At 45.7% G+C, this 20,718-nt stretch carries 15 protein-coding genes; 5 read left to right on the top strand and 10 right to left on the bottom strand.

Features of this window, described 5'->3' with window-relative positions:
• Positions 1–267: 267 nt before the first annotated feature.
• Positions 268–2,619 (bottom strand): glycosyl hydrolase 115 family protein, encoded by a 2,352-nt coding sequence (locus BACPLE_RS06950; RefSeq protein WP_040312601.1) that lies wholly within the window; start codon positions 2,617–2,619, stop codon positions 268–270.
• A 368-nt stretch (positions 2,620–2,987) separates the two neighbouring features.
• On the opposite strand from BACPLE_RS06950, the gene BACPLE_RS06945 reads away from it, so the two are divergent.
• Entirely contained in the window at positions 2,988–5,831 is a 2,844-nt protein-coding gene (locus tag BACPLE_RS06945) for a beta-glucosidase (RefSeq protein WP_040312574.1), read from the top strand.
• 10 nt (positions 5,832–5,841) lie between these two features.
• The gene (gene mnmA / locus BACPLE_RS06940) at positions 5,842–6,891 is read left to right on the top strand and encodes a tRNA 2-thiouridine(34) synthase MnmA (protein WP_007560227.1); all 1,050 of its coding nucleotides are present in this window, start codon (positions 5,842–5,844) and stop codon (positions 6,889–6,891) included.
• Here the strand turns inward: mnmA and BACPLE_RS06935 are convergent, their stop codons facing one another.
• Both BACPLE_RS06935 and BACPLE_RS06930 read right to left on the bottom strand, forming a co-directional pair.
• The gene (locus tag BACPLE_RS06935) at positions 6,892–8,388 is read right to left on the bottom strand and encodes a DUF3843 family protein (protein WP_007560225.1); all 1,497 of its coding nucleotides are present in this window, start codon (positions 8,386–8,388) and stop codon (positions 6,892–6,894) included. It lies immediately after the preceding gene.
• A 282-nt stretch (positions 8,389–8,670) separates the two neighbouring features.
• A complete protein-coding gene (locus BACPLE_RS06930) occupies positions 8,671–9,942 on the bottom strand; it encodes a peptidase U32 family protein (RefSeq protein WP_007560223.1) in 1,272 nt (423 codons plus the stop codon).
• Between the two features lie 88 nt (positions 9,943–10,030).
• On the opposite strand from BACPLE_RS06930, the gene dusB reads away from it, so the two are divergent.
• The gene (gene dusB, locus BACPLE_RS06925; RefSeq protein WP_007560221.1) at positions 10,031–11,017 is read left to right on the top strand and encodes a tRNA dihydrouridine synthase DusB; all 987 of its coding nucleotides are present in this window, start codon (positions 10,031–10,033) and stop codon (positions 11,015–11,017) included.
• Between the two features lie 15 nt (positions 11,018–11,032).
• Here the strand turns inward: dusB and BACPLE_RS06920 are convergent, their stop codons facing one another.
• Genes BACPLE_RS06920 through BACPLE_RS06910 form a run of 3 tightly spaced genes read right to left on the bottom strand, consistent with a single transcriptional unit; the run spans position 11,033 to position 13,921 of the window.
• The gene (locus BACPLE_RS06920; RefSeq protein WP_040312599.1) at positions 11,033–12,007 is read right to left on the bottom strand and encodes a phosphatase PAP2 family protein; all 975 of its coding nucleotides are present in this window, start codon (positions 12,005–12,007) and stop codon (positions 11,033–11,035) included.
• On the bottom strand, positions 12,004–13,014 hold the full coding sequence (locus tag BACPLE_RS06915; protein WP_007560217.1) for an NAD-dependent epimerase/dehydratase family protein: 1,011 nt from the start codon (positions 13,012–13,014) through the stop codon (positions 12,004–12,006). The genes BACPLE_RS06920 and BACPLE_RS06915 overlap by 4 nt, the downstream gene beginning before the upstream one ends.
• 4 nt (positions 13,015–13,018) lie before the next feature.
• Complete coding sequence (locus BACPLE_RS06910; protein WP_007560214.1) at positions 13,019–13,921, bottom strand: cation diffusion facilitator family transporter; 903 nt, start codon at positions 13,919–13,921, stop codon at positions 13,019–13,021.
• Between the two features lie 148 nt (positions 13,922–14,069).
• On the opposite strand from BACPLE_RS06910, the gene rnr reads away from it, so the two are divergent.
• Entirely contained in the window at positions 14,070–16,220 is a 2,151-nt protein-coding gene (rnr, locus tag BACPLE_RS06905) for a ribonuclease R (protein ID WP_007560210.1), read from the top strand.
• Between the two features lie 69 nt (positions 16,221–16,289).
• Here rnr and BACPLE_RS19815 read toward each other — a convergent pair whose 3' ends face one another.
• Positions 16,290–16,421 (bottom strand): hypothetical protein, encoded by a 132-nt coding sequence (locus BACPLE_RS19815; protein WP_007560208.1) that lies wholly within the window; start codon positions 16,419–16,421, stop codon positions 16,290–16,292.
• Between the two features lie 88 nt (positions 16,422–16,509).
• On the opposite strand from BACPLE_RS19815, the gene BACPLE_RS06900 reads away from it, so the two are divergent.
• Positions 16,510–17,415, top strand: a complete 906-nt coding sequence (locus tag BACPLE_RS06900) for a serine O-acetyltransferase (protein ID WP_040312571.1) — start codon at positions 16,510–16,512, stop codon at positions 17,413–17,415.
• 219 nt (positions 17,416–17,634) lie between these two features.
• Here the strand turns inward: BACPLE_RS06900 and fucO are convergent, their stop codons facing one another.
• From fucO to rhaT, 3 genes are read right to left on the bottom strand one after another with little or no spacing between them, the layout of a single operon-like run.
• Positions 17,635–18,789, bottom strand: a complete 1,155-nt coding sequence (gene fucO, locus BACPLE_RS06895; protein ID WP_040312568.1) for a lactaldehyde reductase — start codon at positions 18,787–18,789, stop codon at positions 17,635–17,637.
• A 32-nt stretch (positions 18,790–18,821) separates the two neighbouring features.
• Complete coding sequence (gene rhaD, locus BACPLE_RS06890) at positions 18,822–19,631, bottom strand: rhamnulose-1-phosphate aldolase (RefSeq protein WP_007560202.1); 810 nt, start codon at positions 19,629–19,631, stop codon at positions 18,822–18,824.
• A 26-nt stretch (positions 19,632–19,657) separates the two neighbouring features.
• Positions 19,658–20,668: an L-rhamnose/proton symporter RhaT gene (gene rhaT / locus BACPLE_RS06885; protein WP_007560200.1), complete on the bottom strand. Its 1,011-nt coding sequence runs from the start codon at positions 20,666–20,668 to the stop codon at positions 19,658–19,660.
• Positions 20,669–20,718: the final 50 nt, after the last annotated feature.

Genomic DNA, 20,718 nt, shown 5'->3' with positions numbered 1-20,718 from the left:
TTATAAAATAAGAATAAAATTTGACTTTTTCTGCTACGCATTACAACATCCCACAGCAATATTTCGAAATCCTGCTGACATCAAGTCCACAACGTTCTTTTATATTCTATGTTTCTCGGGGCAAAAACCTAGATTTCCCATCAGAAAAACGAAGGTTTCTGCCTAAAGAAACATAAGGTTCACAAACGGGAGACATACAATCCATGCCCGCATTATAAAAAGGACCTCAGGCGACTTTTACTTTAACGTTACCGGTATCTGGCATGATTAATTCTCCAGCCTATAGACATATAGCTGGTCCAATACCACACCTTCATCTAATGCCTGTATAATAATTCGATGTCTTTGATTCCCCCGTAAAGGAAACTTCAAACGAAGTATTGCCTGATTCGACAAGACATTCTGTTTCCACTCTTCACTACGGCCATAAGTACGATAAGACACAGGAAGCGACTGTACCTCATCTAAAGAAACTTGCACGCGCAATTCATTTCCAACCACTGGATGTGCCGGAAGAAGACGGAGTTCCACTTCTACCGAGTCTGCCGGACATCCATCAAAGTGAAACATCACTGAGGAGTCTTTTGAGATACCAGCTGCCATACCTTCGTACCCCAATCCCTCGCACGGCAACAGATTACCTTCCATAGCCTCCAGACCATTCCATTTAAAGAGATAGGAGCGAGCGGATTTCAAAGAATCAGTAGCCGTACTTCTCGGAATCCGTTGATATACGGACAAATTACGGGGTTTATAATCCATAAAACCTTGCCATTTCCCCTGATTGTACCTATGTGTCAGCGATACAATACTGTCGAACGCCTGTTCACTCAATTGCCAATCAGCCCTTCCGTGACGGGCCAACTGTGCATACAGGCATTTCTTGTTCATCTGTGAAGCTCCCTGTACGGGATACTGTACCAAATGAAAATAAGCAGTACGCTTTGTTTCAGGCATTCTTCTGCTCCATATTTCCGCACGGTCTTCAAGAGACTGGTAAAGCGACAATCGCTTCCGGATTTCCCCCTCACTCCAAGGAAGGTCGGTAACGATTTTGTATTTCGGATCTTTCTCTTCGGTTCTTGTATGCCCCATAAACTCCGGTTTACGGATGTATGCCAACCGGTAATGCTCCTGCAACAAAGGTAACAGAGCAGAAGCTGAAACAGTCCCGAACTCCCGGGACAAAAAATGAGAAAGATGCCCGGTAACTCCAGTCTGCTGCACCCGACCTATATTCCAAGCCATATCCATAAACAACTCCGTCTGATACTCTGCCGGCTTAATATCCCCTACATTCAGAATCCACATCTGACGTATACCTTTCTCGTATGCCTGCTTCATCTGCTGATAAAGCAAGTAAGGACTCGCCGTAGAAAGCCACAGGTAATCGTGCGGACGCCCCCAATAAGACACATGATAGTAAATGCCATTCCCTCCGGGACGAGCGGCCTCTTCGGCAGTAGGGAAATGGGTTATATATCCATAGTTGTCGTCACACCACATCAAAGTCACATCCTCAGGCACCTGCAGTCCTGCCTGATAAATATCCAGCACCTCCTTATACGGAATCAGCACTTGCGGCACTTTTGTCAAATCCTTTCCTTTATATTTTGCCAGCATACGACGCTGGTCTGCCAGAATCTCCGTAAGCGCCTTCTTCTGTTCTTCCAGTGTCTTGGCTCCCTGCATCTTGCCATCGTGTACACCGCGCATACCTAAGGTGTAAATATCATCCGAATGACGAAGTTGCTTTACGCGCTCCTCCCAGAAAGACAAGACATTTTTCCGGTTGTGTACATAGTCGTACTCCCCCTTTCCGGCCGTTTTCCACTCGCCGTTGGTATTGCGCATCATCGGCTCACAATGGGAAGTACCCAGATAAATTGCATACTTATCGGCCATTTCCTTATTCCCTTCGGTAAAAAAGAAAGGAATGGAACACCCATGCATGGCCGGCCAGAATGTATTGGCCCGCAAGCGAAGCAACAGTTCAAAAATACGTGCATGCGTTTTCGGTCCTATCTGCCCTTTCCGCTCAGACGGTTCATAATGTTTCCAGCTCCAGGGAGTCAGTCCCCAATCCTCATCATTGATAAATATTCCCCGATAAGCTACCTGAGGATAATCCAGTTTCCGGAAACCTGCGGGCAAACGCAATTCCTCTTTTTTTTCGGGTATCGCATCGGCCCACCATTCCCATGGGGAAACTCCCATCATACGAGAAAGTTCAAGCACTCCATAGGCCGTTCCACGCTTATCACTCCCTGCCACAATCAGTCTTCCGTCAGGAAGTACATTTAATAAAAAAGCCTCTTTATGCTCATTGAGCTGAGCTACATCCAGCTGGTGAGTTTCAGCTAACGCTTGCAGCACGGAACTTTCTCCCCATGTACCGACATAAATGTTTCCGGTGTTCTCCGAACGAGATATATTTCCAGAAAGTACCGACCGACAATCACGCTTCAACAAATCAAGCGCAACTTTCACTACCGGAGCTTCTGTAGTATCACACACCACCTTCATATTCTGTCCTGATTTCCAGACAAAGTCTTGTGCTGCCCAGCCCATGTGACAAGATATACAAATCAATAAAACAACAGCTAATTTTCTTTTCATACGTATTTTCATAGATGATTTGTCTGCAAAAGAACATATTTCTTACATCTATTCCATATACCCATTGTGCTTTTACATGGAAATTTGTATAAAAGGTTTGAATGGAAGCCCTATATTTCTTAATTCATGTTATAAAACATATTATTCGCTTGTCATTTTCCCCAAAACCCTTACCTTTGCAATGTGTTTTTCATAGTATTAGATTTAAGGTTAACAAAGGTTGGAGTTCAGCGGAACTCCTTTTTTTATGCCCATCACTTAAATAAAGACAGAAAGTTCATTTGAATGGACAATTTTATCACTACTTATTCCCTGAATAATTCTATTTTTGAGGTCAAGTAAAACAACCCTAATTCTAACTTTATCACATGAAAAAACAATTATTCTATTGCCTTCTTTCTTGCACATCGCTTTGCAGTATAACAGGTCATGCATTGGAAGTTTCCAAAACGTATGTTCCCAAAAAGAAAAGCATGTACCATAAAGAATGGATTGACTTCAACAAAAACGGCCGGAAAGATATTTACGAGGATCCTAAAGCACCATTAAACGAGCGAATTGAAGACTTGCTTTCCCAGATGACCGTGGAGGAAAAGACCTGCCAGATGGTCACGCTTTATGGGTATCAAAGAGTTTTAAAAGATTCATTGCCTACTCCCGACTGGAAAAACCAGTTATGGAAAGACGGTATCGGAGCTATCGATGAGCATCTGAATGCGTTCCGAGGATGGGGTGTTCCTCCAATGCAGAATGAACTAGTATGGCCGGCTTCGAATCATGCCTGGGCCCTGAATGAGGTGCAACGCTTTTTCGTAGAAGAAACACGCCTGGGTATACCGGCTGACTTTACCAATGAAGGTATCCGGGGAGTAGAGAACTATATTGCAACCAATTTCCCAACCCAACTGGCACTCGGACACACCTGGAACAGGGAACTGATACGCCAGATAGGCTACATCACAGGACGAGAGGCCCGCTTACTAGGGTACACTAACGTATACGCCCCCATCCTGGACGTAGGCCGTGACCAACGTTGGGGACGCTACGAAGAGGTTTATGGAGAAAGCCCTTATCTGGTAGCAGAACTGGGCATCGCCATGGGAAAGGGACTTCAAACCGACATGCAGGTAGCTTCTACGGCCAAACACTTCATCGCCTATAGCAATAACAAAGGTGCTCGCGAAGGATTTGCAAGAGTTGACCCGCAAATGTCATGGAGAGAGGTAGAAAATATACATGCCTATCCTTTTACAAGAGTAATCCAGGAGGCTGGTATCCTGGGAGTGATGAGTTCCTACAATGATTATGACGGATTTCCTATCCAAAGCAGCTACTACTGGCTGACACAACGCCTAAGAGGCACCATGGGATTTAGGGGTTATGTGGTATCCGACAGTGACGCGGTGGAATATCTCTACAGCAAGCACAAAACGGCAAAGGACATGAAAGAGGCAGTTCGCCAGAGTGTAGAAGCAGGACTTAACGTACGCTGTACGTTCCGTTCACCAGAATCATACGTACTCCCGTTGCGTGAGCTGATTCAAGAAGGAGGACTCAGTATGGAAACCATTGACAACCGGGTAAGAGATATCTTACGTGTCAAATTCTTGACAGGTCTGTTCGACACACCTTACCAGACAGACCTTGCTTTAGCTGATAAAGAAGTCAACAGCGAGGCACATCAACAAGTTGCCTTACAGGCTTCCCGCGAAGGACTCGTGCTGTTGAAAAATGCAAATAACCTGCTTCCTTTGGATAAATCACAAATCAAGCGTATTGCCGTATGTGGTCCGAATGCCGATGAAGCATCCTTTGCACTTACCCACTACGGCCCCGTAGCAGTAGAAGTAACTACCGTACTGGAAGGTATCAAACAACAGGTTAAGGAAGGTACAAAAGTAACCTATACCAAAGGATGTGACCTCGTAGATGCCAACTGGCCGGAATCGGAAATCATTTCTTATCCACTTACCGCAGAGGAAAAAACCGAAATTCAGAAAGCTGTCGATAATGTCAAAGAAAGTGACGTAGCTGTAGTAGTACTGGGAGGAGGCATCCGCACCTGTGGAGAAAATAAATCGCGTACCAGCCTGGATCTCCCCGGCCATCAGCAGCAACTTTTGGAGGCCATAGTAGCCACTGGAAAACCGGTGGTACTGGTACTGATTAACGGTCGTCCGCTCAGTATTAACTGGGCAGATAAATTTGTACCGGCCATTCTGGAGGCCTGGTACCCTGGTTCGCAAGGAGGAACAGCTATTGCCGAAGCTCTCTTCGGAGATTACAATCCGGGAGGCAAGCTGACTGTTACCTTCCCTAAAACCGTAGGTCAGATACCTTTTAACTTCCCGGCCAAACCTGCTTCACAAGTAGACGGCGGACAAACACCTGGCATGAAGGGTAATCAATCGCGTATCAACGGTCCACTCTATCCGTTCGGATACGGACTGAGTTATACCACTTTTGAATACAGCAACTTACAACTCTCCTCTCCTGTCATTACCGATAAAGAACCGGTAACCGTGACCTGTAAAATTAAAAATACAGGAACACGAAGCGGAGATGAAGTGGTACAGTTGTACACACGCGATGTTATCAGCAGCGTGACCACGTATGAAAAGAACTTGCGCGGCTTCGAACGCGTACACTTGGAGCCGGGTGAAACCAAAAAGGTCAGCTTCCAGTTACTTCCACGTGACTTCCAGCTACTCAACAAAGACAATCACTGGGTCGTAGAGCCTGGTATGTTCCAGATTATGATAGGAGCTTCTTCCGAAGACATCCGGCTGAAAAAAGGACTTGAAATCCGAGCTTACGGACAAGCATCCGCCAATGAAATAATAGAATCGGACCCGCGTGACTTTATCAGTGCCAGCAAAAACAAGAGCCATATCCTCCATGTGGTTGACGGAGACTATTCCACTACTTGGAAAGGTGAAAAAGGGGAATACATATCCTTCGAACTGGCAGAGAACGCCAAAGTAGACCGTATCAATGTAGCCTGGAAGAATGCAGAAACCGGCACACACTACGAGATTCAGATTTCCAGCGGAGGCGGACAATTCCTTCCGGTACAACGCGGAGAAGTTACTCCCAATCAGGAAGAAACCATTCGGTTCAACAAGACAGGAGGCAGTGACCTGCGTATCCTGATAACTCATGGGAGTGCAGAAATTGCAGAAATCAAATTGCCGGAACTGAGAAAAGAGTAACTTTGTCCCGATGAAAGAAAATAACAAAGTTCTATTGGGAATGAGTGGCGGCACCGACAGTTCGGTTGCCGCCCTTCTATTGCAAGATGCAGGCTACGAAGTAACTGGCATCACCTTTCGTTTTTATGAGAAAGATGGAAATATAGAATACCTGGACGATGCACGTGACTTATGCCGTACGCTAGGCATACCTCATCTGATTTACGATGCACGGGAAATGTTTCAGGAAAAAATCATACGCTATTTTATTCAGGAATACATGGCCGGACGTACTCCGGTACCTTGCACGCTCTGTAACAACTACCTGAAATGGCCCTTGCTGCAACAGGTAGCAGACGAAAAGGGTATTTACCATCTAGCCACCGGGCACTACGTCAACAAACAAAAAATAGATGGATACTGGTACATTACCTGCGGAAATGATGCAGATAAAGACCAGTCTTTCTTCTTATGGGGACTTCCACAATCCATTCTGGAGAGAATGTGCCTCCCTATGGGCGGACTGACCAAGACCCGTGTACGCGAAATCGCCGCCGCACGCGGATTTCTGAAAGCTGCTAAGAAACGTGACAGTTTAGGTGTATGTTTCTGCCCGATGGATTACCGTACATTTCTGAAAACTCATGTACCCGAAGGAGAAATCAGTCCTGGGAACTTTTATGACGAGCAAGGACAGAAAATCGGGAAACATGAAGGCTATCCGTTTTACACCATCGGACAGCGGAGAGGGTTAGGTATTCACTTGAACAAAGCGCTCTTTGTCAAGGAAATCATTCCGCAGGAAAATAAGGTAATTATCAGTGACAGCCTGCAAGCACTGGAAAAAAATGAGATGTACCTCACACACTGGAACCTTATCAATCCCGATGTAGTGCTTGGACACGAAGATGTCATTGTCAAAATACGCTACCGGAAACAAGCCAACCGATGCACTGTCACCTTACTGGACGACCAGCGACTGCATATACAACTGCATGAGCCGCTGGCTTCTATTGCCAGCGGGCAGGCAGCTGCATTTTATCGGGATAATACCGTATTGGGAGGAGGGATTATTGAGTAATCAACAATCCTTCTCTCTGCATTTTTCAAAGAAATAATCTGTAAAGAAACGCGCGTTTCTCTTCATTGTTTCCCGTCCGTGTTCCTCACCCAACGCACTGTTCAGACAAGCATCCGGAAGCATATCGGCATCCTGCAAGGCACAACTCAAATCGTAAGGTATCACATTGGGATTCAAGATAAACATGGCCGCCTGCTTTTTGGCTGCTTCAGCATCATAGAATGTATTATCCGGTGAGGAAATACATTCACACAGTTGCATTTGAACATGTATGCCGGTATGTGGAGAAACCATCAGCACCAATCCGTGTGTGGCATCCATCTTCGGCAATTCTATTCCTTCTTTTTCCTTATATCCCAATTTCTGAGAAAGGAAATCCTGCACTTCTTCTTCTGATTTGCAGAACACAAATTGCTTGCCACCGGATGCTTCCATAAACTCATCGAATGTTTTCTTAATGCCCTCACGTGCGGCAATTCGCTGGTCAATCTCTTCCTTCACTTTCTCCTGGAAATCAGATACAACCAGCATACCGTCTTGCCACCAGTATCCTCCATACTGAACCAGCCGGCAACTTAATATGGTTACTCCTTCTTTACGACCTTTCAAGGAATCCATATTCAAAGAATCTTTCCGAATACCCAGCTGTTCTCCTTCTTTCTTTGACAAATCTTTTACAAACAGGAATTTTTCATCTTCTCCTTCATAAAGATACATTTCCTGTGGAAGAGCTTTTACTTCAGCCCACAAAGCTGTTTCAGGATGACTCTTTCCTATCAAAGCCAACCATTCGACTGATGTCAAGGAAAGTAAGTTCTTGCGTCCTTCAAACAGAATGTTCTGCTTTACATCGTACGACAAAATATGTGGATTGACATTCTGTCCCATTCGTGCAACCGTATCTACCACTCTCTGATATTCACCTCGGTTTTCAAAACCTACATAACTGCAAAAGTGAAACCACTCCAGCACACTACGATAACGCATGTAATCGTTTTCTCCAAAAGCCTCCCCATATAACATCGCATGCAACCGCTCATTCTCTGGAGCTACCTGAAACTCTTCCGACAAATAATCATAGATCTGATTAGCCAGTTCCTCAAAAGCCGGATTCTCTGGATTCAATACGCCACCAGCCTGTTTCTCCATGCATTGAAGATAATGCCATAACAGAAACTGCAAATCTTCCGGATTCACTTCTCCCGGATAATAGTCTTTTTCTTTTTCCGAAGTCATGAAGGGAACAAGGCTGCCATACCGCTTACGGCATTCTTCAGAGAATGCTTGCCAGATTCCGGTCTGTGAAATTACATCCTGAAACCAGAGTGTCAAATAAATGGCAATTCCATGCACTGAATGTTCCGGATAACGTCCTCCGACAAAGTCCTTTAAACATCCAGCTATCTGATTAGCAACGTTTACATAGTACGTGTCTACTTCATCCTGTCGGTCGTATGGTTGAAATAACATCCACTCTTTTACATATATCTTTTTCATATTACATGAGATTTTAAGTTCTGGAGTGCAAATGTAAAATAATTATGAGAACAAGCAAGCTATCCCAAAGGGACTTATTTATTATTCACAAGTAATTCACAACCTGTTAATTCACATATCACACTGATAATCAATGAAAGATTAGGATATCAACAATTATATTCACAAGTATTTCAACAAGTAATTAACCGAGGTGTTTATATTCTATTCTCATAAAAAAATCCTGTCAAGGCTCCTTTTTAGAAGCCCTGACAGGATACTATCGCTATTCTTCAAATAAATTTACTCTTTCCGTTTTGCCTTCAATTCTTCGGCGGGCACCATGCGGTACAAACGATCGCTGGGCCGGATACGGTCGGGCACTTTAAATGACACGTGCACACCTTTCTTCACCACATCCACCGGCTTCAAGTCTACACGAGCCTCATCCAAGGTGACATACATGGCACCGGTAGTAGGACCGGTAATCAACAGTTTATCGCCGACTTTAATTTCTGAGGCTTCAATCAGGAATTCAGCTACTCCAATATTAGAGAAGTACTTGATTCCACGTCCGGCATATACCTTACGCTCCGTCGCTTCCGAACCGTAGTTCTTGCTCCATTCACCCAAACGCTGTCCTAAATAATAGCCGTTCCAGAAACCACGATTGAATACTGTCTTCAGACGTTCATCCCAGTTGGCCACCTTTTCATCGGAGAATGTACCGTCAATGTACGACTGAATAGCTTCCTTGTAGCATTCTACTACTGTACGTACATACTCAGGACCACGGGCACGACCTTCAATCTTGAATACCCGTACACCCGCTTCAATCATCTCGTCCATAAAATGAATGGTCTTCAAGTCTTTCGGCGACATGATGTACTGGTTATCCACTTCCAGTTCAATGTCACTTTCCTTATCCTTTACCGTATACGCACGACGGCATACCTGCATGCAAGCTCCGCGATTGGCCGAAGCATTCAGCTCGTTCAGGCTCAGATAGCACTTTCCGGAAACGGCCATACACAAAGCTCCGTGGCAGAACATTTCGATACGAACCAATTCACCCATCGGACCCTTGATTTGCTGCTCCTGAATGGCATCGTAAATCTTACGGACCTGTTTCAGGTTCAGTTCACGCGCCAGTACCACCACATCGGCAAAACGTGAATAAAATTTCAATGCTTCTGCGTTACTGATGTTCAACTGAGTAGAAAGGTGTACCTCCTGTCCCACTTCATTACAATAAGCCATTACTGCCACATCGGCCGCAATGACCGCACTGATACCTGCCTCTTTTGCCGCATCCACTATTTTACGCATCAAGGTAATATCCTCGTCGTAAATAATGGTGTTAATGGTCAGGTAACTCTTTACTCCATGTTCATCGCATATCTTGGCGATTTCACGCAAATCGTCTATAGTAAAAGTGCTCGCCGAACGCGCACGCATGTTCAAGCTTTCAATGCCGAAATAAATGGAATCGGCTCCGGCATGAAGGGCAGCCGCCAATGACTCGCGTGAGCCCACGGGTGCCATGATTTCAAAGTCTTTGATTGTATAACTCATTTCCGTGATTGTAATATTACGGTGCAAAGGTAGCGTTTTTTCAGGATATAATAAAATTTCACTACCTTTGCGCGACAATATCAAGGCAATGAAAATTAGAAACATAGATTTAGGAGAAAAGCCAGTATTACTGGCACCGATGGAAGACGTCACTGACCCTGCATTCCGCCTGATGTGCAAGCAGTTTGGTGCCGACATGGTGTACACGGAATTCGTATCGAGCGATGCCCTGATTCGTTCGGTAGGGAAGACCATGCTGAAACTGAACATCAGTGAAAAGGAACGTCCGGTAGCCATCCAGATTTATGGAAAGGATACGGATACCATGGTGGAAGCAGCCCGCATCGTAGAACAGGCCAAGCCTGATATATTAGACCTGAACTTCGGTTGCCCGGTGAAGCGGGTGGCAGGAAAAGGTGCTGGCTCCGGCATGCTGCAGAACGTACCTAAGATGCTCGAAATAACCCGTGCGGTAGTAGATGCCGTAAAGATTCCGGTTACCGTGAAAACTCGTTTAGGATGGGATGCAGAACACAAGATTATCGTAGAACTGGCGGAACAATTACAGGACTGCGGAATTGAAGCCCTGACCATCCACGGACGTACCCGTGCACAGATGTATACCGGTGAAGCCGACTGGACTCTGATTGGAGAAGTCAAGAAAAATCCGAGAATGCGTATTCCCATTATCGGGAACGGTGACATCACTACTCCACAACGTGCCAAAGAGTGTTTTGAACAATATGGAGTAGATGCCATCATGATTGGACGAGCCAGTTTCGGACGTCCCTGGATTTTCAAGGAAGTAAAACATTATCTGGAAACAGGTGAAGAGTTGCCACCTCTTTCTTTCAAATGGCGGATGGATGTATTGCGTCAGGAAGTGCTCGACAGCGTAAACCTGCTGGATGAACGCAGAGGTATCCTGCACGTACGCCGTCACTTAGCCGCATCCCCACTCTTCAAAGGGATTCCTAATTTCAAGGACACACGCATTGCCATGCTTCGCGCAGAAACATTAAATGAACTGAATGGTATATTAGACCATATAGAAGCTACTTTCGGTAAGGAATAATCCTTACCGATTTTTTTAATACATCCGTTTAAAGACCGGAGAAATAAACCAGCGCTTATACATCAGCGTGGCCAGCTGATAGACGAAGAAAGCGGTAATAAGTCCTACCAGCGAATCAATCAGGTAGTGCGCCTGAATATACACTGTGGCACAGCACAGCAGTACATAGAATGGGAACAGAATGTAGGCCAATTTTCGGTTCACACGCCAGGCCATAATCATCACAATCGTAGAGATTCCCACATGTGAGCTGGGAAAAGCAGCCGTAGGACGTTCACCTACTTCCTGTGAAGCTTCGACCAGATTATAGAAGAATCCGTGTTCATATCCCGGGCCAGGAAGCAAGAAAGTATTGTCATTAAAATAATCTCCTATTGCCGGAAAATCACAAGCGTTTACTTTATCCATTCCAATGGCAGGGAAATAGAATTGCGGTCCGGCCACCGGCACCAGAATGTAAAACAAATAGTAAATGAAGAAAGAAGTGACCAGTACGAAGCAAATTTTCTCAAACCATTCAAAACGGGTCAGGAAATAATATACCACCACAATCAGCATCATGGGATAATAAAAGAAATACCCCATATTGAAAGGCTCACTGAACCACATGGAAGGACACAGTTTACTAAATTCCACCGAAGGCTGGCAATGAAAAATAGCCTGTTCGGCAGAAGCAAACACGTAATCCAGGTTCGGGAACAAGCGGTTAAATTCAAACGTATCCGGATACCAATATGCCAACAGCGACATTTGCACGACCATACGGATAAAAGCTGTCAAGCGGCAGGGAAATACCTGATACAAATATATCAGAACAAACGTCAGGACCACAATACCCAGACGCTCCAACAACATCATCCCGGGATGATCCATCCGGGGATACAAAAGCAAAATCAAAATAGTGGTCAGTGCATTATAAATCAAGCTAATGCTTTCTACTGCAAACAAGCCCTTTCCACTTTCTACTCGTTCAAATAACTTCAGTTCTATAGCCATCCTTCTTTTTTATACCAGGCAATGATTTCTTTTACTCCTCTTTCCAACGGATATTCGGGAACATATCCTAATTCCTTTTCCAGCGGTGAGATGTCGCACCGCCAGTTGCGCTGTTTCATAATACGGTATTTATCACAGTTCAATGTACTCGTCTTACGGAGTATTCGTCCTACATTCTCTGCCACAAAGGAAATGGCTTTCAAAAGAAACAACGGACAGACGAAACGAAGCATCCACGGATTTCCCAATTCCTTCCGAATCAAGTCGGAAAACGTATGACTACTGTATACCTTTCCGTCGCTCACAAAATAAGCGCGGCCTGTGACATTTTTTTCAATAGCCAGATAAATGGCCTGTACCAAGTCCTTCACAAACACAAACGTAATATCCTGACGTTTGAAACCTGCTGCAAAATCCACATGCTGCTGCACGGACTTCGCCATCAGGAAATAATCGCGTTCCCGTGGACCGTAAACTCCCGTCGGACGGAAAATCACATACGGGAAATTGGTGAGGGATTTCAAATATTCCTCGGTATGCAGTTTACTCAGTCCATACGCCGTATTAGGCCGGGGAATATCCGTTTCGCAAATAGATGAATAGTCTTTTTCCCGAATCGGTCCAAATATACTTAACGAACTTATGTAAATAAAGTTCACCGGAAGCATGTCTAATCGCTTCAGCGTCTCAATAAAATGTCGGGTAGCCCAGTAATTCCCGATTTCAAAATCGGCCTTGTCCAGGCATTTGGTCACCCCTGCACAATGAATAATGTAATCCCATTTCCCATGCTGGCGTTTCTGTTCCTCCAACTGACTGGCCAGACGGTCGGAGTCAGTAAAATCCAGTACAGCAAAATGGATACGTGAATCCTGCAAATATTTCCGGCTGCTGCTCTTCCGCACACCGGCCCACACCTGCATGCCACGCTCCAGCGCACCTTCCACCAAAAAGCTCCCGATGAACCCACTGGCACCGGTAACTAATATTTTTTTCTCCATAAACTTATTTTTCCGGTTCTACATGGATACTGATGTAGGTATCCTCTCCAAAAGTATCCCGCAACTTTTGCTCAATGGCAGTAGCCTTTTCATGTGCCTCATGCAGCGAGATACTTCCGTCCATCCGCACGTGCATGTCTATTGCATAATGACTTCCAATACGGCGGGTACGCAAATGATGCGGCTGCGACACACCGTCCAGTGACAATACCGTCTGCGTAATTTCCTGCTCTATATCATCGGGCAACGAGCGTTCCAATAATTCATCAATACAAGCCTTCAGCTGCTTCACGGCCACCTGCACAATAAAGAAACTGACAATCACTGCCGCCAGAGGGTCGAGCACACGCCAGCTTTCTCCCAACAGGATAGCTCCTCCAATACCTACGGCCGTACCGATAGAAGAAAATGCATCGCTGCGGTGATGCCAAGCATTGGCTATCACGGCCGGACTATTACAGCGTTTTCCCACCAGACGGGTGTAATGAAACAAGATTTCTTTCGATACTACGGATACAATGGCAGCAGCCAGTGCAATCCAGCCGGGCGACTGTAATGCCTCTCCTTTTGCAAAACTGATGATTGATTCTATTCCACTCCAGCAAATTCCTACGCCTACAGCCAGCAAAGCCGCTCCAATCAACAGCGTAGCCAGTGTTTCATACTTTCCATGTCCGTAGTCATGTCCCTTATCTTCCGGTTTGCTGGAAATACGCACAAACACGATGACAATCAAGTCCGTTATCAAATCCGACAAGGAGTGCACCGCATCGGCAATCATCGCCGCACTCTTACCCCAGAAGCCTGCCGCAAACTTACAGGCCACCAGCAGAATATTGACCAGACTACCCACCAGGGTTACCTTGTAAATCTCACGTTCACGAACGGATGTTCCAATCTCATTCATATCTTACTTTTGTAAAAAGAATGTGGCAAAGATAATAGTTTTTCAGCATCTTAACAGAAAAAACCACGTTTATTCCCCGGAAATCACTTTCTTTGTATAAAGATAATCTTACCAACAGCAGAGAGCTGTTGATTTAAAACAAAACAACATGGCTAAAAAGAAAAAAGAAAAGAAAGGCGGAAAGCACCTGAAGAAAAAAGAGCTCGTAGAGATACTGCTCAACTATTTCCGTACAAAGCCGAATGAAGCATTCAGCCTCAAGCAGTTGTTCCAAGCTCTAAAACTTACAACCCATCCGGGAAAAATGCTCTGCATCGATGTAGTGGAAGAAATGTTGGAAGACAACTTTCTGATTGAAATCGAAAAAGGGCGCTATAAAATCAATGACAAAGGACAGATTCTGACCGGTACCTTCGTACGTAAAAGCAATGGAAAGAACTCGTTTATCCCTGAAGAGGGAGGAGAACCCATTTTCATTGCGGAACGTAACTCTGCTCATGCAATGAACAATGACAAGGTGAAAGTTGCCTTGTGTGCCAAACGTAAAAAGCATCAGCTGGAAGCACAGGTAATCGAAATTCTGGAGCATGCCAACGAAACCTTTGTCGGCGTATTGAAAGTCAGCAAGAATTATGCCTTCCTGCTGACGGAAACCAGTACTCTGGCTAACGACATCTTTATCCCGAAAGACAAGCTGAAAGGCGGAAAGAACGGCGATAAGGCTATTGTCCGCATTACCGAATGGCCGGAAGAAGCAAAAAATCCGTTTGGCGAAGTGATCGACATCCTCGGAAAAGCGGGTGACAACACCACTGAAATGCACGCTATTCTGGCTGAATACGGATTGCCGTACGTATATCCGCAGGCAGTAGAAGCTGCAGCAGAGAAACTGTCGGCCGACATCACGCCGGAAGATTATGCCGAACGCGAAGATTTCCGCGATGTCGTGACGTTCACCATCGACCCGAAAGATGCCAAAGACTTTGACGATGCGTTGTCCATCCGCACCCTGAAACCCGGATTATGGGAAGTAGGTGTGCATATTGCGGACGTATCCCACTATATAAAAGAAGGAAGCATCATCGACAAGGAAGCGGCCAAACGTGCGACTTCTGTCTACCTGGTAGACCGCACCATCCCGATGCTGCCAGAACGTCTGTGTAACTTTATCTGCTCCCTGCGTCCTGATGAAGAAAAGCTGGCTTACTCTGTCATTTTCGAAATGAATGAAAAGGCGGAAGTGAAGAACTACCGCATCCGCCATACGGTAATCAAATCCAACCGTCGGTTCACGTATGAAGAAGCACAGCAAATCATTGAAACAGGAGAAGGTGACTACAAGGAAGAGGTGCTTCAACTGAATCGTCTGGCACAGATTCTGCGAGAAAAACGAATGGCCGCCGGCTCTATCAACTTTGACCGCTGTGAGGTAAAATTTGAAATTGACGAGACGGGTAAACCGCTCAGCGTATACTTCAAGGTGTCTAAAGAAGCCAACAAGCTGATTGAAGAATTCATGCTGTTAGCCAACAAGACGGTGGCAGAATACGTAGGAAAAGTTCCTAAGAACAAAAAACCGAAGGTACTTCCTTATCGTATCCACGACCTGCCCGACCCCGACAAGCTGGATAACCTGAATCAGTTTATCGCCCGCTTCGGTTACAAAATCCGCACAGGAGGTAGCAAAGCAGAAGTATCCAAGTCCATCAATCACTTGTTAGGCGAAATTGAAGGAAAGAAAGAACAGAATCTGATAGAAACAGTGTCTTTACGCGCCATGCAGAAAGCACGCTATTCGATTTATAACATCGGACACTACGGACTGGCATTCGATTACTACACGCACTTCACCTCTCCTATCCGCCGTTATCCGGACTTGATGGTACACCGTCTGCTTACCCGTTACCTGGCAGGAGGACGAAGCGCACAAGCCGACAAGTATGAAACTCTCTGCGAACACAGTTCAGCAATGGAGCAGACTGCAGCCAGTGCAGAACGTGCATCCGTGAAATACAAACAGGTGGAATTTATGGGTGAACGTATCGGAGAAGTGTACGATGGTGTAATTTCCGGTGTCACAGAATGGGGACTCTACGTGGAAATCAACGAAAACAAGTGCGAGGGCATGATTGCCATGCGCGACCTGGGCAACGATTTCTATGAGTTCGACGAAAAGAACTACTGCCTCATTGGACGTCGTCACCACCAGAAATTCAGTCTCGGCGACCCGATTAAGATTAAGGTAGCCCGTGCTAACCTGGCTAAGAAACAGCTGGATTTCGTATTGGCTGAAGCTTGACGAACCGCGTTTAAATAAATTATTTCCCCGCTTCCTTCTAAAAATCTAAGAAGGAAGCGGGGATTTTTATTATTTCACCCTCCGGTTTAACTGGTTATTCGCTTTCTCCGGACGAGACTTTCCCACCCGTTTTCCACTTGTCTTTTTCTTATTGCTCTGTTTTGCCTTGAAAGCAAACGGATTTTTCTTGTTTACTACCATACCATTCTGATTTTTCTACAAAAATAAGATTTTATTGGATTCATCACAAAATATAGTTACTTTTGCCAATTATCAAAAAGAAATGCTCATGAGCCCAATTGATTACACACATATACTGACAAAGGCCGTTGACGAACTTTCCGACAGCCAATCTTACCGTGGGCTGTTCCATCAGCACAGAGAAGGTGAGCCGCTTCCTTCCGGGAAATCACTGGAACGCATCGTAGAACTGTCACGTGCCATCTTGTTCCCCGGCTACTTTGGCAATTCTACCATCAACAGCCAGACCATCAATTACCACATTGGTGTCAATATTGAAGAACTGTTCTCTCTGCTTATTGAGCAGATACAGGCCGGACTGTGCTTCGGGGTGGAAAATTCAGGTCAGTGTGACTGTCAGTCGCCTTGTCGTGCTACAGCTACCCAATTAGCAGCAGAATTTATCAGCCGTCTGCCGGAAATCCGCCGGATTTTGGCTACAGACGTAGAAGCCGCATACTACGGTGACCCGGCTGCCACCTGCTTTGGTGAAATCATCTGCTGTTACCCCGTCATCCGTGCAGTGACCAACTACCGGATTGCCCACGAGCTTCACCGGCTCAACGTGCCTCTTATTCCGCGTATCATCACGGAAATGGCTCACTCCGAAACCGGAATCGACATCCATCCGGGTGCGCAAATCGGACATCATTTTACCATTGACCACGGTACGGGTGTCGTAATCGGTGCGACCTGCATCATCGGCAATCACGTGAAACTGTACCAAGGTGTTACATTGGGAGCCAAGAGTTTCCCTTGCGACGAACAGGGAAACCCCATCAAGGGTATTCCACGCCACCCGATACTGGAAGACAATGTGATTGTCTACTCCAATGCCACCATTTTAGGACGTATCACTATTGGTGAAGGAGCTACCATTGGAGGTAACATCTGGGTGACGGAAAGTGTACCTGCCGGTGCCCGCATCGTACAGCGAAAAAGCAAGGAAAATTAAGGAAAAATTACCCATTCAAAAACGCACTTACGTTTACTTCAAAACACAAGGACGTTTGAAACCAAACGCAAGTACATTTCATCTTAAACGCCTTTGCGTTTCAATCCAAACGTAAAGGAGTTTTTTATCAGGAAGGCGTCTTCAAAAAAATAACGTCCGCAGTCCCGGAAAACTCACCGGAAACTGCGGACGTTTTTGTATATAAAATAATATGAATGCTTAGAAAGCCTTATGGTAGAGTGCTTCAATGTCTTCTACTGAAGTCGGACGCGGGTTACCTCCGGTGCAGACATCATTGAATGCATCGATAGCCAACTGATGCAAGTCTTCTTCCTTCACACCGATTTCATGCAACTTCTGTGGAATACCGATGCTCAAAGAAAGCTGGCGAACAGCTTCTACCGCAGCTTTTACACCTTCTGCTTCGCTCATGCCGGTAGTATCCACTCCCATTGCTTTGGCAATATCCAGGTATTTCGGTGCGGCAGGAGATTCTGCATTGTATTCCATGACGTAAGGCAACAGCAATGCATTGGCTACGCCGTGCGGAGTGTCATAGTGCGCACCGAGAGGATGAGCCATAGAGTGAACGATTCCCAGACCTACGTTGCTGAATCCCATTCCGGCAATATACTGTGCCTGCGACATGGCTTCACGAGCTACCGGATCACTGCCATTGTCTACGGCAGCCTTCAGGTTCTTGGCAATCATCTCAATGGCCTTCAGTTCAAACATATCCGACATCACCCAGGCTCCCGGAGTAATGTAGCTTTCAATGGCATGCGTCAGGGCATCCATACCTGTAGCGGCAGTCAGGCCCTTCGGCATAGAATACATCAGTTCAGGGTCTACGATAGCTACCGACGGAATATCGTTCGGGTCTACACATACCATTTTCTTGGTAGCAGCCTCATCAATAATCACATAGTTGATGGTTACCTCAGCTGCAGTTCCCGCAGTAGTAGGCAGAGCAAAAGTAGGCACTGCTTTATGATGCGTATCTGCTACCCCTTCCAATGAACGCACATCGGCAAATTCCGGATTGTTTACTACGATACCGATACCTTTCGCCGTGTCAATGGAAGAACCGCCACCCAATGCGACAATAAAGTCGGCACCGGAAGCCTTGAAAGCTGCCACACCGTTCTGCACATTGGCAATGGTAGGATTGGCTTTTACATCACTGTATATTTCGTAAGGAATACCTGCCTTTTCGAACACTTCCACCACCTTGTCGGCTACGTGAAAACGAATCAGGTCCTTGTCAGTCACAAAAAAAGCTTTCTTGAAACCTCTACGGCCTGCTTCTGTAGCGATAGCTTCGCGACATCCGGCACCAAAGTAAGAGGTTTCGTTCAAAATCATTCTGTACATAATTTCATGGTTTTAAAAGGTTAGATTTTTATTTATTTCGGAAGATGGAACACGTCCGTCAGTTCCTGCATTTGTTCTTTCGTCATACCGTCCGGCTCAAATCCCATGCAACGGGCATTGATGTAAATCTGGGCAGCCTTGGTCAGCACGTCAATCTGGTCGAACGCATCCATTACGTCGGTACCTACGGCAAACACACCGTGTTTTTCCCACATTACCACATCGTAATCATCCAGTTCCTTCAGTGTAGCATCTGCCAGTTCTACTGAGCTCGGCATCTTATAAGGCACGATACCCAATCCACGCGGACAGAATGCCTTTGTTTCCGGAATCATACTCCACAACAGATAAGTCAGTACATCCTTTTCCAGGAACTTCGGAGTATGGCTCATTGCCACCAGTTCGATGGGGTGTGTATGTACGGTAGCCTTTTTCTGGGCACCTTCCGCAATCAGCGTATTGTGAACAGTCAGGTGAGAAGCCACTTCCGAAGTCGGCATCACCGGCTGGTCAGCGATAATGACATAGCTGGCACAATCGTCGCAGATACGAATCACAGAACCGTTTTCCATCGGCCAGCGAGCCAGGTCGCGCATACGTTTCTGTGTACCTTTGCAGAAGAAATAACAGCCTTTCAGATGCGGTAATACCGCTCCAATCTGTTTCGGTTCACTGATGGCCGGCATCTGACGGATTTCATCGTCAACAAACTCTGTTACATTGATGGTGATATTTCCACCGTTGCGTTCAGCCCATCCTTTTTGCCACAAATATCCGGCTACTTCGGCCACTTTATTGATTTCACGGGCCAAACCCGGACGTCCTTCAAGAATTGATTTCATTATATTATGTATTTAAATTTGATTTTTTATTTCAACAGCTGCGGAAGGAAAGAAGATACAATCAGGACAATCAGCCCCAATACCAGTACCCAGATGGTCTTGGAAGAACATCCTTTCCATTCCTTCAAAATAATTCCCCACACATTCGAGAATGTCACGTTCAGCGACATCAGGATACACCAGGAGAACGTAAGCAGTACCGGTGAAGCTACCAGGAAACCTTTTCCCAGACTCAAGCCAAAGAACTGGCTATACCATAACACACCGGCCAACGCACAGAACAGAATGTTGTTCACATACAGCGAGGTCTTTCCATAATCACCCCATGTCTTGTTCTTTGCATTCTGATAAAAACAGTACACCATGTTGGTAAGGAAACCTCCGGCAGTTACCATAAGAGTAGCCGGCAAAGTTTTATACACTTCTGCACTTTCCGGGAAACACAAACTCTGTCCGAATCCTAATCCGATACTGAAACAGGCGCTCATGAAACCCGCCAATAAAGCTACGAAAATTCCTTTAGTAAAATTGAAATCTTTCACAGCTTTTTTCTTTTCTTCCTCACTCAGACTGGCAGACTTCATATTTCCTGCATAACCGATGATGCCGATACCCAGCAAAGTCACAATCACTCCCACAATAACCGGCATGGTCAGTTCCTCCATGTGACCAGTAAATATGGGCGTCAAAATTGTTCCCAGTCCAGCACAGGTACCCAGCGAGATAGACTGTCCCAATGCTACTCCAAGGTAGCGCATACTCAAACCAAATGTCAGACCACCCACTCCCCAGAGTACACCGAAGAACATCGCCCAAAGCGTATCGGCTGGATGAGCTGCATAAACCTCAAAAAGGCTGTGTCCGTCCGGAACAGCCAGCAACGCGCCCAAGAAAGGAAAAACAAGCCAGGCAAAAACTCCCTGCACAATCCAGTAAGATTCCCAGCTCCAGCTCTTTATTTTATTGATGGGTACATAGCAGCTCGACTGGCAGAATGCTCCCACTGCAATAATCAACAATCCGATAATGATTTCCATAGCCTATAAATTAAGCCAGCCGGACAACGGGCAAGACAAGCTTTTCCCGC

The organism is Phocaeicola plebeius DSM 17135 (assembly GCF_000187895.1).
Lineage (GTDB): Bacteria > Bacteroidota > Bacteroidia > Bacteroidales > Bacteroidaceae > Phocaeicola > Phocaeicola plebeius.
This window is presented reverse-complemented; position numbering and strand designations above follow the sequence as displayed.

Coding starts and splice junctions, on each gene's coding strand:
- BACPLE_RS06950 (WP_040312601.1), bottom strand. CDS start 2,619: ATGAAAAGAAAATTAGCTGTTGTTTTATTGATTTGTATATCTTGTCAC.
- BACPLE_RS06945 (WP_040312574.1), top strand. CDS start 2,988: ATGAAAAAACAATTATTCTATTGCCTTCTTTCTTGCACATCGCTTTGC.
- mnmA (WP_007560227.1), top strand. CDS start 5,842: ATGAAAGAAAATAACAAAGTTCTATTGGGAATGAGTGGCGGCACCGAC.
- BACPLE_RS06935 (WP_007560225.1), bottom strand. CDS start 8,388: ATGAAAAAGATATATGTAAAAGAGTGGATGTTATTTCAACCATACGAC.
- BACPLE_RS06930 (WP_007560223.1), bottom strand. CDS start 9,942: ATGAGTTATACAATCAAAGACTTTGAAATCATGGCACCCGTGGGCTCA.
- dusB (WP_007560221.1), top strand. CDS start 10,031: ATGAAAATTAGAAACATAGATTTAGGAGAAAAGCCAGTATTACTGGCA.
- BACPLE_RS06915 (WP_007560217.1), bottom strand. CDS start 13,014: ATGGAGAAAAAAATATTAGTTACCGGTGCCAGTGGGTTCATCGGGAGC.
- BACPLE_RS06910 (WP_007560214.1), bottom strand. CDS start 13,921: ATGAATGAGATTGGAACATCCGTTCGTGAACGTGAGATTTACAAGGTA.
- rnr (WP_007560210.1), top strand. CDS start 14,070: ATGGCTAAAAAGAAAAAAGAAAAGAAAGGCGGAAAGCACCTGAAGAAA.
- BACPLE_RS19815 (WP_007560208.1), bottom strand. CDS start 16,421: ATGGTAGTAAACAAGAAAAATCCGTTTGCTTTCAAGGCAAAACAGAGC.
- BACPLE_RS06900 (WP_040312571.1), top strand. CDS start 16,510: ATGAGCCCAATTGATTACACACATATACTGACAAAGGCCGTTGACGAA.
- fucO (WP_040312568.1), bottom strand. CDS start 18,789: ATGTACAGAATGATTTTGAACGAAACCTCTTACTTTGGTGCCGGATGT.
- rhaD (WP_007560202.1), bottom strand. CDS start 19,631: ATGAAATCAATTCTTGAAGGACGTCCGGGTTTGGCCCGTGAAATCAAT.
- rhaT (WP_007560200.1), bottom strand. CDS start 20,668: ATGGAAATCATTATCGGATTGTTGATTATTGCAGTGGGAGCATTCTGC.